This is a genomic window from Sphingobacterium rhinopitheci, assembly GCF_022627575.1.
In the GTDB taxonomy this organism is placed as follows: Bacteria; Bacteroidota; Bacteroidia; order Sphingobacteriales; family Sphingobacteriaceae; genus Sphingobacterium; species Sphingobacterium rhinopitheci.
Genome location: NZ_JADEYQ010000003.1, coordinates 145,903 through 161,707, shown reverse-complemented (window position 1 = coordinate 161,707; position 15,805 = coordinate 145,903). Strand labels below are relative to the sequence as shown.

General features: G+C 36.9%; 10 protein-coding genes. 6 read left to right on the top strand and 4 right to left on the bottom strand.

What is annotated here, in order from left to right; translation table 11 throughout:
* The first annotated feature begins 5 nt into the window (after window positions 1–5).
* The 3 genes from IP023_RS05530 to IP023_RS05520 all read left to right on the top strand — a co-directional run bounded on the left by IP023_RS05530 (window position 6) and on the right by IP023_RS05520 (window position 3,543).
* The gene (locus IP023_RS05530; protein ID WP_241789264.1) at window positions 6–1,784 is read left to right on the top strand and encodes an aminopeptidase P family protein; all 1,779 of its coding nucleotides are present in this window, start codon (window positions 6–8) and stop codon (window positions 1,782–1,784) included.
* A gap of 95 nt (window positions 1,785–1,879) precedes the next feature.
* Window positions 1,880–2,869 carry an isoaspartyl peptidase/L-asparaginase family protein gene (locus tag IP023_RS05525; RefSeq protein ID WP_241789263.1) on the top strand — a complete coding sequence of 330 codons (990 nt, stop codon included), beginning with the start codon at window positions 1,880–1,882 and terminating at the stop codon, window positions 2,867–2,869.
* Complete coding sequence (locus IP023_RS05520; protein ID WP_241789262.1) at window positions 2,869–3,543, top strand: copper homeostasis protein CutC; 675 nt, start codon at window positions 2,869–2,871, stop codon at window positions 3,541–3,543. The genes IP023_RS05525 and IP023_RS05520 overlap by 1 nt, the downstream gene beginning before the upstream one ends.
* A 37-nt stretch (window positions 3,544–3,580) precedes the next feature.
* Here the strand turns inward: IP023_RS05520 and IP023_RS05515 are convergent, their stop codons facing one another.
* From IP023_RS05515 to IP023_RS05500, 4 genes are all read right to left on the bottom strand, one after another.
* Window positions 3,581–5,350 carry an alpha-L-fucosidase gene (locus IP023_RS05515; protein WP_241789261.1) on the bottom strand — a complete coding sequence of 590 codons (1,770 nt, stop codon included), beginning with the start codon at window positions 5,348–5,350 and terminating at the stop codon, window positions 3,581–3,583.
* A gap of 73 nt (window positions 5,351–5,423) precedes the next feature.
* A complete protein-coding gene (locus IP023_RS05510) occupies window positions 5,424–7,334 on the bottom strand; it encodes a SusD/RagB family nutrient-binding outer membrane lipoprotein (RefSeq protein WP_241789260.1) in 1,911 nt (636 codons plus the stop codon).
* A 17-nt stretch (window positions 7,335–7,351) separates the two neighbouring features.
* Entirely contained in the window at window positions 7,352–10,435 is a 3,084-nt protein-coding gene (locus IP023_RS05505) for a SusC/RagA family TonB-linked outer membrane protein (protein ID WP_241789259.1), read from the bottom strand.
* Window positions 10,432–11,613: an ROK family transcriptional regulator gene (locus IP023_RS05500; RefSeq protein WP_241789258.1), complete on the bottom strand. Its 1,182-nt coding sequence runs from the start codon at window positions 11,611–11,613 to the stop codon at window positions 10,432–10,434. Before IP023_RS05500 ends, IP023_RS05505 begins: the two co-directional genes overlap by 4 nt.
* 159 nt (window positions 11,614–11,772) lie before the next feature.
* Here IP023_RS05500 and IP023_RS05495 point away from each other — a divergent pair, with 159 nt between their 5' ends.
* The 3 genes from IP023_RS05495 (at window position 11,773) to pnp (ending at window position 15,749) form a co-directional block, all read left to right on the top strand.
* Entirely contained in the window at window positions 11,773–12,987 is a 1,215-nt protein-coding gene (locus IP023_RS05495; protein WP_241789257.1) for an acyltransferase family protein, read from the top strand.
* Window positions 12,988–13,117: 130 nt separating this feature from the next.
* On the top strand, window positions 13,118–13,396 hold the full coding sequence (gene rpsO / locus IP023_RS05490; protein ID WP_241789256.1) for a 30S ribosomal protein S15: 279 nt from the start codon (window positions 13,118–13,120) through the stop codon (window positions 13,394–13,396).
* A 163-nt stretch (window positions 13,397–13,559) separates the two neighbouring features.
* The gene (gene pnp, locus IP023_RS05485) at window positions 13,560–15,749 is read left to right on the top strand and encodes a polyribonucleotide nucleotidyltransferase (RefSeq protein WP_241789255.1); all 2,190 of its coding nucleotides are present in this window, start codon (window positions 13,560–13,562) and stop codon (window positions 15,747–15,749) included.
* Window positions 15,750–15,805: the final 56 nt, after the last annotated feature.

The window sequence follows — 15,805 nt, the reverse complement described above, 5'->3', positions numbered from 1 at the left end:
ATGATATGGTACATTTAGATAGATTGAAAAAGATTAGATCTTTGATGCATGAGCAAGGTATAGATGCATATATTATTCCTTCATCAGATCCTCATATTAGCGAATACTTACCCGATCGTTATAAGTGCATAGAATGGACCTCTGGCTTTACAGGCTCTGCAGGGACATTAATAATTACACACGATTTTGCAGGCTTATGGACTGACGGGCGCTACTTTGTTCAAGCGACGGAACAATTAGCAGGTACCGGTTTTGAGCTTGTCAAATTAAGAACTCAAGGGTCGGCAGAGTATGCCGAATGGTTAGGTGAAAAATTGCATGCTGGTTCTTGTGTTGCTTTTGATGGAAATTTAGCCTCCTTATTAGTAGCACAAAGTGTTAATAATACATTACAACCATTAGGTTTTGTTATCAATGGTCATGTAGATTTACTTGATCCCATTTGGGAAAATAGACCTGAGTTACCTCAAGTCAAAGCTTTTTTATTGGATGAGAAGACAACAGGTCAATCTACAGAGTCAAAAATTGCGGATGTTCGTAAGCTATTAGTAAAAAATAGAGCCGAGAGTCATTTTATTTCTTCCTTAGATGATATCGCGTGGTTACTAAATATTAGAGGACAAGATGTACCTTGTAACCCTGTAGTTTTGAGCTTTGTTTATGTCTCTGCGGAAGAGGTGATTTTATTTATCGCTCCTGATAAATTGAGTGCGCCTGATATTGATACCTTAAATAAACAAGGTGTAAAGGTGGCTACGTACAATGAAGCCTTCTCTTTTATAAAGAGTATAAATACAACGTCTATCTTAATAGATCCTAAACGCACATGTTTTGCGATTTACGATAGTATTCCTGTGGTCGTAAATACTATTATTGAAAAGACCAATCCTTCGACTTCATTGAAGGCTATTAAAAATGAAACAGAGATCGCTCACATCCGTCAGACGATGGTAAAAGATGGTGTGGCATTGACGAAGTTTTTTAAATGGTTGGAAGAATCTATTCATACAGAAGCGCTTTCTGAAATCTCTATCGCAGAGAAGCTCGAGGGCTTTCGTGCGGAACAGGATGGATTTGTAGATATTAGCTTTAATACTATAGCGGGTTATCTTGATCACGGTGCTTTGCCACATTATCATGCTACGCCAGAAAGTAATTATACCTTGAAACCTGAAGGCTTATTGTTGGTAGATTCAGGAGGTCAATATAAGACAGGGACAACAGATATTACACGTGTTGTTTCTTTAGGTAATATTAGTCAAGAAGAACAAGATGATTATACCATTGTTTTAAAAGGTACCATTGAGGGTTCTCAAGCGATTTATCCTGTAGGATCTAAAGGATATCAAATAGATGCGATTACACGTAGACCTATTTGGGCGACATTGCGTAATTATGGCCACGGAACAGGGCACGGTATTGGTTTTTTCTTGAATGTGCACGAAGGGCCACATGTATTTAACCCTACCAATGTGGATATCGCCATTGAAGAGGGAATGATTACTTCCATTGAACCAGGATTGTATCGTGAAGGCAAACATGGTATTCGCATTGAGAATCTAGTGTTGTCAAAGAAATATGATAGTTCTATCTTTGGTGATTTTATGGATTTTGAAACATTGACGATCTGTTATATAGATACTGATTTGGTGAATAAAGCTTTATTAGAAAAAACACATATCGATTGGTTGAACAATTATAATCAGTGGGTTTTTGATCAATTGTCGCCACAGCTGACCGAAGTCGAAGCCGCTTGGTTGGCCAAAAAAACACAAGCAATATAGTTGTGTAGAAGATAGTAAAAGCGGAACCTAGCAATAGGTTCCGTTTTTGTTTGGATGAATTTGCTGTGATTCAGTCTTTTTACTATCTTGAGCATATGAATTCAAGAAGGAAATTTCTAGTTAATATAGGCCTAGGGACTATTGCTACAGCTATAATTCCACAGAATAGTTTTGCGGCAATAGGCAAGCCAAAAATAAATAAACCAATTGTTCTCTCTACGTGGGATTTTGGCTTAAAGGCCAATGAAGAAGCATGGAAGATTCTCGCTGCAGGAGGTACTTCTTTAGATGCCGTAGAACAAGGGGTTCGTTTGACTGAAGCAGATCCTTCCGAACGTAGTGTTGGCTATGGAGGTCGTCCTGATCGTGATGGAATAGTTACTTTGGACGCTTGTATCATGGACCATAATGCGAATATTGGTTCTGTTGCAGGATTACAGAATATTAAACATCCCATCTCGGTAGCCAGAGCAGTGATGGAAAAGACCCCACATGTCATGCTCGTCGGAGAAGGGGCTCTTCAGTTTGCTAAAGAACAAGGTTTTCCCGAAGAAAATCTTTTGACTCCAGCTTCTGAAAAGGAATGGAAAGAGTGGCTGAAGACCGCAAAATATGAACCTGTTGTAAATATTGAAAATCACGATACCATAGGTATGATTGCATTAGATGACTATGGTAATCTTTCAGGAGCATGTACCACCAGTGGAATGGCCTATAAGATGCATGGTAGAGTGGGAGATTCTCCTATAATCGGTGCGGGTCTCTATGTAGATAATGAAATTGGCGCTGCTACTGCAACAGGACATGGGGAAGAAGTAATCCGTACTGTAGGAAGCCACCTGGTTGTAGAGTTGATGCGTCAGGGGCATTCTCCGCAAAAAGCATGTGAAGAAGCCGTAAAAAGGATCATAAAGTTCACTGAAAATAGAGGTAAAAGCCTGGATAATATTCAAGTTGGTTTTTTAGCGTTGAACAAGAAGGGGGAGTACGGTGCTTACTGTATACATAGTGGTTTTAATTACGCTAAATATGATGGCAGAGGCAATGAACTGATTAAAGGACAATCTTATTTGAAAGCTAAGTAATGGCAAAAATTGAAATAGCGAGTTTTAATATTCAGTCGGCAATAATAGCACAACAAAATGGTGCTGATCGTGTGGAGTTATGTGCTGAGATGAATGTTGGTGGTACTACACCTAGCATAGCGGATATAAAAGAGGTGCGTGCTGTTCTCAATATAGACTTGAATGTGATGATTCGTCCGAGAGGAGGTGACTTTGTCTATACAGGCGATGAGTTTCAACAGATGAAAAATGAAATCCTAGCTATTAAAGAGCTTGGTGTTGATGGTTTGGTATTTGGTATTCTAAATGCTGACAATACCGTAAATACCGCTCAAAATAAAGAATTAGTCGATTTAGCAAGTCCTCTTCCCTGTACCTTTCATCGTGCTTTTGATACGGTACAGAATATGCAAATAGCGTTGGAGGATGTGATAAGCTGCGGTTTTAAAACTATTTTGACGTCAGGTTGTGAACCTACTGTAAACCAGGGATTATCTAATTTGAAACAGTTGGTTGAATGGGCAGGTACGAGGATCACTATTATGCCTGGCGGTGGCTTGCGATCTACTAATATAGCGCATATCCTACAAGAGACAGGTGCGTTATATTGTCATTCATCAGCTATCACTGATGGCACAGATACTGCAGTAGCCGAAGAGGTGCAAGCCTTGAAGAGCAAATCTTCCCGAAGCTAATAGGTGATATTACACGGTAAATCGCTAGTATAGCGATTTACCGTGTAATCCATATTCTATTTATCCAGAGTGGTTGATTATCGATTACTTTTATTGTTACTGGCTTTTTTCCTATTTCATCAATTTTAAGATACCCTACATTGGTGTCAACAAATTCTTCGGTATAGTTGTTTTCATTTGGCTCTGCCACTACCTTACCATTTGGTTGTAATAATGCTTTGATTGTGTTCTCACCAATAGTAATTTCTACTGCTACGTTTTTGTGTGTTGGGTTATGTGCTGATATATCAATATGGTAAATGCCTTTTTTGGGGAAATATACATCCCATAGCAATGGTGCTCCACTAGCAAGAAAATAAGAAGGACGTTTTCCATCATATGCTATGATCGTATTATCTTCTTTTTGGAGTAGGTTGTTGCTATTCAAAGCGAATCCTCCATAAGTTGATTCGGGTACAATTTTATCATCAATAGCTAGTACTTCATTGTATTCGATGACAATATTTGATACGATATCATTAGCGGATTCCTTCGGAAGATTTACATGTAAAATACTCCCTTGATGGTCAAAAGTAAGTTCCGTTTTAGTGCTCTTGTTTTTGTAGTAGATTTTTTGAGGCTTATTGTTGATACCTGTTATACGTAGGCAATTGTCCAATGGCCAATTGAAGATATGCGCATAGACTTGGGGTTGTTGTTCGTTAGGTTTATAAGTTAAATATCCCCAATCAAAATTATTAGCGCGCATAGGTAATCCTTTTGCGCCGTATATAGATTCGCCATTTTGATCCAACCATCTCCCTATCTCATTTAACCTATTTATGCTCTCATAAGGTATTTGGCCATTTGCCCTCGGGCCAATATTAAGTGTAAGACCGCCGTTTAGGCTTACGTTTGAAATCAAAGATTCAAAAATTTGACTTGATGATTTCCATTCTTTTTCCTGTCCATTGTATCCCCACGAATGTGCTATGGTACCAGGAGTTTCCCAAGGATGCGCTCTATACGTAGTGCCAAATACATTGTCACCTAATGTCTCAAAGTCTACATATTTTGCATCGGTAGGAAGGCCCAATCGTGAATTGATAAGACAATTGGGTTGCAGTTCACGAATGAGTTGTACCACTTGTTCTAGTTGTTTCCTTTTAATAATCGATTTTTCATAAGGGATCCACATATCGAACCACATGATGGAAATATCGCCATAATTGGTTAATAGCTCTTTGAGTTGGGGTATTACTTTATCTTGCCAGTAGGTATCAAACTGTGCATCTGTGACTCTACCGGTTAGCTCTTGATTGTGATCCCATGCATAGGGATGTTCCCAGTCAATCCAATGCGAATAGTAGAAACCTAATTTCATATTATGCTTACGACATGCTTCAGCAAGTTCTTTGATGATATCTCGATCTACACCTGCAAGCTTGGAGATGGAGTAGGTGCCAATTTTTGTATCCCATATCGCTACACCATCATGATGCTTTGTTGTCATAATGATGTACTTCATTCCTGCTTTTTTAGCCTGTATGACCCATTCTTCGGGATTTATTTCATCCCACACAAATCGTTTGGCCAATTGTCCATATTCGTCTTTAGAAATGCGATTGCGGTAGCGAATCCATTCCGCATAGTTGTTGAGATAGCGTAGTTTTTCACCTTTCCACATCCCTTCAGCAGCAGTGTATAAGCCCCAGTGTATAAACATACCAAATCTATCTTGTTCCATCCATGAAGCGCGATGTTGCGCCAAAGTACTCGACAAGGTAATAAAGGTAAGTATGCAGGTTAATAATATTTTTGTCATCATAATAGTATACCTATAAATATACAGAAAGCACCCCTTATATAAGAGGTGCTTTCTGTTAAATTTAAATATTGTATTAATTTTGCTTAGCCCACCAAAGCGGGGTTAATACATTGTCTGCTCCTCCCAATAAAGTTACTGCATTATTGTATTCCTCACCATCAGCTTCTCTAAAAGTAGAAGGGTATGGTAAGCGTTGTGGGAAGTTTTTGATGCTGCTAATAGTATAGTTACTAGTTGTTAAATTAGGTAAATTAGGTAACGGATTTTCTACACTTGGGTTCTCAAAGAAAGGGAGTCCTAATCTTCGTTGATCATTCCAAGATTCTAAAGGTAACCATGGCATATTAGCAATGTATTTTTGCGTAATGATTTTTGTTAAAGCGTCATTACGTACTGATCCGTTTTGATAAATATTATTTACGGGGTATGGCATACTCGTTGTACCAGTTGTTCCAGTGTAACCATCTACATATTTTACAGTATGTGATGCTCCAGGTTCTGATATATGCGTAAATTTGACAGATGTTCCTACACGATTATAGCTTTCAGATGCTAGGTAATCTGTTGCAAATTCACTTACCCCCCAATACGTAAAATTAGCTTTTATCCCATTTTCGTATGCCGCTTGTGCAGTTGTTCCGGTATTCCATCCTTTAAGAGAAGCTTCAGCTAGCAAAAAGTATGTTTCCCAGTTTGCAAAGAAAACACGTTTGTTTGTACTACTACGGAAGCTTTCTGATAATCCTGGAATTTGCCCGACTTGTGTACTTCTGATGCCATTTCGAGTTCCTTTTTCCCCATTATCACCTATATTTAATGTGCTCCAAGTATTTTTAGTGTCCAGTTTTAAGGTATCAGTATTAAATCCTTCTGCAGGAAGAAAGTTCATTACAGTGGATAATGTTTGAGAATAGGACGACGGATAAATTGGACTTGTAACATTTCCAGGAATAAAGAATGTTTTATAGGCTCTAGGATCTATAGCATAGGGTAATCCATCAAAGAAATAACCCGCACTAGGGTCATTGTTTAAGCTTGAATAATGCCCTAACATTCTTTTACCTGCATAATCTTCATCTTTAATCGCACTGTGAAAATCAGTTGATAATTGATCTTCAGATTTTATACCACCTAAGTTGTGGTATAGATTATTTAATGTAGTAGATAGAATTTGCCCATTCCATGGTCGACTCATCACTCCTGTTAAAGCATCCCATCCTGGTTTTTCTGCTACTTGGAATATTTGTTCTTGTGTTAGTAATAATTTGTTCGTTGCTACTGCTTCTTCAAATTCAGCCTTAGCTTTAGCTGGATCGACTTCTGACAATCGCATTGCTAATCTCAATCGCATGGAGTTTGCATAGCTAATCCACTTGTCATAATTGAAGCCGTATGCTGCATCAAATTTGCTAAGATTCGAAGGAATAGCTACGCTAGTATTGATTTTGCTCGTGGCATCTTTTAGTTCTTCGAATAAGAAGTAATAAACTTCTTTCACCGAATTAGCTTTAGGGTTTTCACCCGTAAATGCGTCGATAGGGATTGGGCCAAAATTATCTGATAGTTCACTCATTAAGTAGGCCCGCCAAATTCTTGAAATTTGAATCATATTTGAGGTATACTCTTTACCATTGCCTTTTTCGATTTGATTATTTGCAATTTGAATACCTGTATTTACATGGTTCAACCAGCTTGATGCATAGCTCCAGTAATCTGAGCTATATCCATCGTTAGCTGTCCCTCCAGCAAGTCCGGTAGTGAAATGTTGTCTTCCTACTGTTTTCCAATATATGATAAATGCTCGTTCTGCCACGTGTGGATCTTGTTGAGCACCAATTAGGGAGTTGTTGAAGAAGTACTCAATTTGTACTTGATCCTCATTAGCTGCTGTAGGGGGAGTATTTATTTCGTCAAATTTAGAACACGAGTATAAGCTAGTGCTTACGGCTAATGCTAGTGCTATTTTAGAGAATATATTTTTCATGTTTTTATTCTTTATTATTAAAAACCAAATGTTAGATTAAAGAAGTAAGAGCGAGAGGTTGGCGTAGAAAAGTTTTCAAAACCTGTAGCATTTGTACTAATTGAGAATACTGATTCTGGATCAACTCCATGTGCGTTACTTTTTATCATCCAAACATTATTAACCGTGAAACCAAATTTTGCATTTTGAATAAAAGTATTTTTCAAAATTGAGCTTGGTAGTCTGTAATTTAAGCTAATGTTTCTTAAACGAATATTTGTAGCATCATAAATATTAGCTTCACCTATACCTAAGTTACCGCTGGTAGCGACTTGTGTCCAATATTGTTGTTGTGTGACTGTTTTATCATTTACGACATATGAATTGCCAGAAGCAATAACCCCGTCAACAATAAAATCTTCACGCAAGCCATTAGGTGCAGTTACTGCAGCAGCACCATTAGCTTGTAGATTTACGTTTGTTCCAGAAAAAAATTCACCTCCGAATCTTCCATCAATTTGAAAACTCAAGCTAACATTCTTATAAGCAAAGCTATTTGTCCATCCTGCAAGTGCTTTTGGAGATTGATTACCTAATAATTGTTGACCTGTAGCTTGAGGCAATCCACTACCATTTAATAGTAGTTTTCCATAATGCTCACTATTTTCATCTGTTACACGTTGATACTTGGTACCATAAATATTTCCATAAAGTTCTCCAGTAACTGCACGAACGGCTAAGTTGTCAAAACCACCTAAAGGATAGGTGGTTACATCATCAGTTAATGCAATTATTTTGTTAATATTTCTAGAGAAATTTACGCGAGAATCCCAAGTGAAACCATTTTCTGATTTAATTATGTTAGCATCTAATACGATCTCTATACCTTTGTTTTCGATGTTACCAGCATTAATAACTTCAGAGCTGTATCCACTTTGTGGGTTCATTGGTAACGAGATTAATTGATTTGTTGCATTCGTCTTGTAGTATGAAAAATCTATTCCTAATCTATTGAATAATCTAGCATCAAATCCTACTTCATATGTTTTGATTAATTCACTTACAATATTTGAATTGTATTTAACAGGGTTACGACTAGCTGTGGTATTTCCATTAGGATCTTTACCAATATTATAAACATTGTATAATCTGTATGATGGTAGATCGTTACCTACAGCGGCATATGAACCTCTAACTTTAAAGAAGCCTAACCAATTTGGTAATGAGCCTCCATTTTTTTCAACCAGTTCAGATATTACTAATGATGTACTTACGGATGGATAGAAGAAAGAGCGATTTTTTTGACTTAATGCAGATGACCAGTCATTTCTTCCCGTTACATTAATAAACCAGTAACTGTTATAATTTAATTCTGCAGTAGCATAAATAGAATTAATCTGTTTTTCATAGAATCCTTCTGAAATACCAGGGTTACCTACACTATTGTTAATTGTAAATAAATTAGGAACTTCAAGTTCACCAGCAGATGCACCTATGCTAGTTTCTTTTTGTTTCATTATCTGTCCAAATAATGAAGCATTAAGTCCCCAATTAGAATTTCCCAATTGTTCCTTTCGAGCATGTAGGGCAGCAATAAAGTTGTTTTCTGAAAAGGTGTTTTTACCTAAACTATATTGACCAGTTGTTGTTAATGGACTACCGCTATATGTTCTGCTTGTATAGTTCGTGGTATACATATCTGTTCCAATTCTTGCTTCTGCATCTAGCCAGTCTGTAAGCTTATATTTAACATTAGCATTCATCAAGAAACGGTCTCTATCATCTTCATTGAGTTTATATTTGGCTAACCAATATGGATTCATTGAATTGTTAGTATTACTATTTGTATACCATAACATCTCTCCAAATTGGTTTACAGCATCTTTATAATCTAGAATGTTTAGTGTCCTAGGCATACTGAACAATGTAGCGTAAGCATTAGAATTATTCTGACCTGATAATGGTCTGTTTTGCGCTGCAGTATTCATATATTGAACCTTGACATCAGTCATCCAACGCTGGTTTGGTCCATACGTAGTATTTACTTTTGATAGTAAGTTGATACGTCTAAATGTTGCCCCTGGAATTTTACTTTGGTCATCCAAATAAGTTGCAGAGGTATAGATGTTAGTTTCGCCTAATTGCTTTTGGAAAGAGATATTTTGTGTGTTACTGACGCCTGTTTTGAAAAAATTACCAATATTATCGTAAGCTTGTTGGTTGGATCCAGCTATTGCAGGGCCCCAATTACTAGCTGTGAGTGGATCACCTATGCCATTATTACCTTGTCCAAAAGAGCTTTGTAATTCTGGTACCATGAATAAGGTTTCAAGCCCTAAAGTAGAAGAGAATGAAATGCCAGTTCCTTTCTGCGATTTTCCAGATTTAGTGGTGATGATAATAGCTCCGTTACCTGCTCTTGATCCATATAGCGCAGAAGCAGCTCCAGATTTCAATACAGACATGCTTTCTATATCTTCAGGGTTTAGATCTCCTAAACCTCCTCCCATATCCGTGCTTGGATTCCAAAAATCATTGTTAGTCGCCCCTACAAAGTTATTTACAGGTACACCATCAACAATAATCAAGGGTTGGTTATCGCCAGTTAATGAATTATTACCACGTAATACTATTTTTGTAGAAGAGGCAGGCCCGTTTGACCCTTTGATGATATTTAAACCTGCTACTTTTCCAACTAATGCATTGGCAATATTGTTTTCTTTAGCTTCCATTAGTTCGTCAGCTTTTACTTCTTGGAAGGCATAACCTAACGATTTTTTTTCCCTCTTAATACCTAAAGCTGTTACTACCACTTCATCTAGTGAGCTCGCATCTTCTTGTAATGTTGTATTTAATGAATTACCATTTACCGTTAACTCTTGAGCGATATGGCCTAGAAGAGAGAATTTGATTTTTTCGCCCTTTTTAGCTTGGATACTATAGCTACCATTAGCACCAGTCTGTGTCACTCTATTGGTTCCGACAACAGATACTGTTACACCTGATAGCGCTCCATTAGCACCTGTAACAATACCTGTTACAGCTTGCTGCGCATATAACGAAGATGCACTTACCAAAGTACAAAGCGCTATACCAGTTGCTTTTTTGTAAAAATTAATCATAATTTATTGGTATTTGTTTTGTGTGTTATTGATTTCCAATCCAAGTTACCGACGGCCGTAGCCATTGTGCCGATGAGTTGAGGTGAATTTAATGTTGATATTTCAATTTTTGTATTTGCTGACAACCTTTGTATACTGTATTCGAGTATTGCACTTTGGACTTGTGGCATTAAGAATTTTCCCATTTTAGCGCCAAATCCACTGATTATAATCTTTTCTGGATTAATGATATGTATTAGCGTCGAAATTCCTTTTCCTAATGTATATCCGATAGCTCCAATGGATTCTATAGCTAGTTGATCACCATTATTTGCGGCGCTGAGAATATCATTGATATCGATTTCTTTTTTCGTAGAAAGAATTGTGGTGTCGCCTTTTTTAATTTTCTCCATAACATTGGATATTACAGCTTCTAAGGAAGCTTCTACTTCCAAACAACCTCTTTTGCCACAGGAACAAATCTTATTTGTATTCGATAAGGGTATATGACTAAATTCACCTGCAAATCCACTACTTCCTTTAAATAGTTTATCATTAATGATCATACCTAATCCTACGCCCCAATTCAGGTTTACGACCAAGACATTTTTGATGTCCTTAGCTAGGCCAAATTTGTGCTCTGCTATAGCGATTGCAGTAGAATCATTTTCTATAAACGTTGGTTTATTATATTTATCTTCAATTATTTTGCGTACTTGACTTCTATCATCCGTACTGGGATATGATGTATTTAACCCTAATTCATTATTTACAAATCCTGGCATGGTGATACTTATTGCTGTGATTGATTGTATATCCATATTTACAAGGAAATTGTCAATCTCACTAATCAATGAGCGTGTAAAGGAGGTGGATTCATTTACTGCAATTGAAATTTGTTTATTTTTTTTAACATCAGTGTTAGAAAAGTTAAATAGCGACAGGTATATATTGTGTTGATCTATAGCAATTAATAAAATATAAGGAAGGTTTTTTTGATTCAATGCAAAAAGGTTCGCTCGTCTTCCACCGTTGGATGGTGCCAGCCCATTGTCTTTAATAAGTTCTTTTTCAAGTAACTGTTGAATAGTCTTAGTAACGAGAGGTACGCTTTTATTAATTCGAGTGCTTAAAGAAGCAATCGATTGCGGACTTTCGTAATAGAGTTCCTTTAAAATATAGGATTGTGGAGAATTCAAGTTTTATAATATTATGTTAATGGTTTGTTAAAGTTAAATAAATATTAATATAACTTCCAAATACTTTTTAAAATATTTAATAAGATGGGTTTTGTTTAAGCTTTTTTTATTAATATATATTACAACTATAATTAATATATTCGCAAAAATTATCTAAATATGAAACAACAACGCTATTATTCTTTAGATGTTTTTAGAGGCGCGACAGTAGCATTTATGATTATGGTGAATAATCCCGGATCATGGAATACTATTTTTGCTCCGCTAGGACATGCTCCATGGCATGGTGTAACGCCAACGGATTTGGTCTTCCCATTTTTCTTGTTCGCTGTAGGTAATGCTATGGCATTTGTAATGCCACGATTACAAGAGGCTGGAGCTGCTATATTTTGGCGGAAAGTGATTAAAAGAACCATTCTGATCTTTTTGATAGGTTTGTTTATTATGTGGTGGCCTTTTGTCAAGTGGCAAGGTGAGGAGCTAGTTTTCCGTCATTGGGTTAGTCCCGACAATCCAGAGCAAGGAATACGTATATTGGGGGTACTACAGCGCATTGCGATAGCTTATTTCTTTGCCTCAATAATGGCTTTTTATTTGAAACCTAAAACTATTATTTGGGCTTCGGCTGGTATACTATTTGCTTATTGGGGAATGTGTTATTTCTTAGGAGGCGAAGATCCTTACAGTATGCTGGGATGGTTTGGTAATGATATTGATAAGAAAATTATTGGTGTTGCCCATATGTATAAAGGTGAAGGTGTACCATTTGAACCTGAAGGTTTAGCTAGTACGTTACCAGCTATTGTACAGGTCGTTTTCGGTTATCTGACAGGTGTTTTTATCCGTAATCAAGGGCAGGTGAATTGGCTTTGGACAAAAGTTCCTACTTCTAATGAGCCTCATTTCAAATTGGTCTCAGGCTTATTTGTTACAGGTTTTATTTTATTGGTTTTAGGTTGGACTTGGTCGTTAGGCTTCCCTATTAACAAAAAGATATGGACGAGTTCTTATGTATTATATACGGTAGGCTTAGGGATACTTACGATAGGTACTATGATCTGGTATATCGAAGTACAAGGGGTACGAAATTGGTTAACAAAATTCTTTGATGTATTTGGTAAAAACCCCTTATTTATTTATGTATTGAGTGCTGTGCTTATTCGTTTTGTAGGCTTATTCCGTATTCCGAATGGAATAGGTGCGGATGGTCAACAGTTATATACGACAGCATTTTCATGGTTTTATAATAATATTTGTTCTGCAGTACCTGGTCCTCCAGAAATGGGCTCGTTGGTTTATGCCCTTTCTTACATGCTGTTGATGTGGTTGGTAGGTTATTATATGGACAAAAAAGGAATATATGTAAAAGTATAATGTTTTTACTATAGCGTATATAGCATTATATACGCTATAGTATCAACAAGATTAAAATTTGATATTAGATATTTTAATCATTACCTTTGCACTTAATTAATAATTTTTATCACTTTAATATTATTCAAGAATGTATTTAAGTAAAGAATACAAAGCTGATATCTTCGCAGAATTTGCAGGTACTGCTTCAAACACTGGTTCTGCAGAAGGACAAGTAGCTTTATTCACTAAAAGAATTGCTCACTTAACAGAGCATTTGAAAAAAAACAGAAAAGATTTTAACACACAACGTTCGCTACAAATGTTAGTAGGTAAACGTCGTTCATTATTAGCTTATCTGCACAAAAAAGATATCAACCGTTACCGTGCGATCATCAAAGGTCTAGGTTTACGTGATATCATCAAATAAGCTTTTAGAAAAATAAAGAAAGCCATCCATTTTTGGGTGGCTTTTTTTGTTTAGTAAGAATATTTACTATAAAAATTGATTATCTTTGTTTTGAAAAATTTTAAGTCATAAAATTCGGTGCATCGTATTAATAAAGAGGAAAGTGCATCACAATTAAAACAGAATGAGTTATAACGAAAAAAAAGTAAGCATCGAGATGGGCCATGGCCAAGCGCCTATCGAGTTGTCTACAGGTAAATTAGCCAAACAAGCTGATGGTTCTGTAGTATTAAAACAAGGTGACACTATGTTGTTAGCAACAGTAGTTTCGAATAGAGAAGCTAAAGCTGGTGTTGACTTCTTGCCTTTGTCAGTAGATTACCAAGAGAAATACGCAGCTACAGGCCGTATTCCAGGTGGTTTTTTACGCCGTGAAGCTAGATTATCAGATTACGAAGTATTAATCTGTCGTTTAGTAGATAGAGCTTTACGTCCATTATTCCCTGAAACATATCACGCAGATACACAAGTAATGATCTCTTTGATCTCTGCTGATAAAGATATTATGCCAGATGCATTAGCTGGTTTAGCGGCTTCAGCTGCTATCGCGGTATCTGACATCCCTTTCAATGGTCCTATTTCTGAAGTACGTGTTGCAAAGATTGATGGTGAATTAATCATTAATCCATTGTTGTCACAATTAGAAAGAGCTACTTTAGAGTTTATCGTTGCGGGTTCGGCACAAGATATCGTAATGGTAGAAGGTGAATCAGATGAAATCTCTGAAACAGAAATGGTAGAAGCGATTGCTTTTGCACATGAGGCTATCAAAAAACAAGTAGCTGCTCAATTAGAATTAGCTAAATTAGTAGGTGCAGAGACCAAACGTGAGTTCTGTCATGAGCCTTCTGATGAAACGTTGAGAGCGGAAGTATTTGCTGCTACATATGATAAAGTATATGCTATCGCAAAATCTGGTTCTACAAAACACGAACGTACAGAGAAATTCGCTGAAATAGGCGCTGAGTTCTTTGCTAAATTCGATGAAGAAGAATTAACAGAAGAAAAGAAATTCTTATTAAAAAAATATTACCATGATGTACAGTACGATGCGGTACGTAACTTGGTATTGGATGAAGGAATTCGTTTAGATGGTCGTAATGCGCGTACTGTACGCCCTATCTGGTCTGAGGTAGATTATTTACCTGCAGCACACGGTTCGGCAGTATTTACACGTGGTGAAACACAATCATTGACTTCAGTTACTTTAGGTGCTAAAGATGATGAGCAAATGATCGATGGTGCTTTCATCAACGGTTACAACAAATTTATATTACACTACAACTTCCCAGGTTTCTCAACAGGTGAAGTAAGACCTAATAGAGGTGCTGGTCGTCGTGAAATTGGTCACGGTAACTTAGCAATGCGTTCATTGAAGAAAGTATTGCCTGCTGACGCAGAAAACCCTTATACTATCCGTATTGTGTCTGATATCTTAGAATCTAACGGTTCTTCATCTATGGCAACAGTATGTGCGGGTACATTAGCATTATTGGATGCAGGTATTAAATTGAATGCTCCAGTATCAGGTATCGCAATGGGATTGATCACAGATGAGAAATCAGGTAAATACGCTATCTTATCCGATATCTTAGGTGATGAAGATCACTTAGGTGATATGGACTTCAAGGTGACAGGTACGGAGAAAGGTATCGTTGCTTGTCAAATGGACTTAAAGATCAATGGTCTTAAATGGGAAGTATTGACGCAAGCATTAGATCAAGCTAAAGAAGCACGTTTACACATCTTAGGTGAGATGAAGAAAACTATCGCTGCTCCTCGTGAAGATTACAAACCGCATGCTCCTCGTATCATTCAATTGACTATCGAGAAAGAATTTATTGGTGCTGTAATCGGACCCGGTGGTAAAATCATTCAAGAAATGCAACGTGAAACTGGCGCTACAATCTCTATCGAAGAGGTTGATGGTAAAGGTATCGTTCAGATCTTTGCTGATAACAAACAAGCTATCGATGATGCAACTACACGTATCAAAAATATCGTAGCAAAACCAGAAATTGGTGAAACATATGAAGGTAAAGTGAAGTCTATCATGGCTTTCGGTGCTTTCGTAGAGATCATGCCAGGTAAAGATGGTTTATTACATATCTCTGAAATTGACTGGACTCGTCTTGAAACGATGGACGGTGTATTCAAAGAAGGTGATATGGTAACTGTTAAATTGTTAGATGTAGATAAACAAGGTAAAATGAAACTTTCTCGTAAAGCTTTATTGCCTCGTCCTCCACGTGAAGACAAACCTAAAAAGGATGATAAGCCTGCAGCTCCAGTAACGGATGCTCCTCAAGCTTAATTCTTTGTAGGAATATAGTATTAGAAAGCTCAACTGTAAAGTTGGGCTTTTTTTGT

What these genes read in the sequence shown, in the direction of transcription:
- IP023_RS05530 (WP_241789264.1), top strand. Translation starts at nt 6, where the DNA reads ATGGTACATTTAGATAGATTGAAAAAGATTAGATCTTTGATGCATGAG.
- IP023_RS05525 (WP_241789263.1), top strand. Translation starts at nt 1,880, where the DNA reads ATGAATTCAAGAAGGAAATTTCTAGTTAATATAGGCCTAGGGACTATT.
- IP023_RS05520 (WP_241789262.1), top strand. Translation starts at nt 2,869, where the DNA reads ATGGCAAAAATTGAAATAGCGAGTTTTAATATTCAGTCGGCAATAATA.
- IP023_RS05515 (WP_241789261.1), bottom strand. Translation starts at nt 5,350, where the DNA reads ATGATGACAAAAATATTATTAACCTGCATACTTACCTTTATTACCTTG.
- IP023_RS05510 (WP_241789260.1), bottom strand. Translation starts at nt 7,334, where the DNA reads ATGAAAAATATATTCTCTAAAATAGCACTAGCATTAGCCGTAAGCACT.
- IP023_RS05505 (WP_241789259.1), bottom strand. Translation starts at nt 10,435, where the DNA reads ATGATTAATTTTTACAAAAAAGCAACTGGTATAGCGCTTTGTACTTTG.
- IP023_RS05495 (WP_241789257.1), top strand. Translation starts at nt 11,773, where the DNA reads ATGAAACAACAACGCTATTATTCTTTAGATGTTTTTAGAGGCGCGACA.
- rpsO (WP_241789256.1), top strand. Translation starts at nt 13,118, where the DNA reads ATGTATTTAAGTAAAGAATACAAAGCTGATATCTTCGCAGAATTTGCA.
- pnp (WP_241789255.1), top strand. Translation starts at nt 13,560, where the DNA reads ATGAGTTATAACGAAAAAAAAGTAAGCATCGAGATGGGCCATGGCCAA.